Consider the following 328-nt stretch of genomic DNA (forward strand, 5'->3'; position numbering starts at 1 on the left):
AGTGCTCACACAGATTGTCTGATGAAAATTAGCAGTAAGAAAATCTCTGCAGGCTTGTAGCTCAGGTGGTTAGAGCGCACCCCTGATAAGGGTGAGGTCGGTGGTTCAAGTCCACTCAGGCCTACCAAATTCATCCTGGTGAATTTGAAGAGGTTTTAACTACGATGGGGCTATAGCTCAGCTGGGAGAGCGCCTGCTTTGCACGCAGGAGGTCTGCGGTTCGATCCCGCATAGCTCCACCATCTTTACTGCAACAACCCAAGAAAACTTCAGAGTGTACCTGAAAAGGTTCACTGCGAAGTTTTGCTCTTTAAAAATCTGGATCAAG

The 328-nt window shown here is 47.9% G+C and carries 2 tRNA genes; both read left to right on the forward strand.

Annotation, left to right across the window (positions count from 1 at the left end):
• Window positions 1-50 precede the first annotated feature (50 nt).
• A tRNA-Ile gene (locus FDX14_RS06090) sits at window positions 51-127 on the forward strand.
• Window positions 128-166: 39 nt separating this feature from the next.
• Window positions 167-242: transfer RNA gene (locus FDX14_RS06095), tRNA-Ala, on the forward strand.
• The last annotated feature ends 86 nt before the right edge of the window (window positions 243-328 follow it).

Source organism: Citrobacter sp. wls710, from assembly GCF_005281115.1.
In the GTDB taxonomy this organism is placed as follows: domain Bacteria; phylum Pseudomonadota; class Gammaproteobacteria; order Enterobacterales; family Enterobacteriaceae; genus Citrobacter; species Citrobacter werkmanii.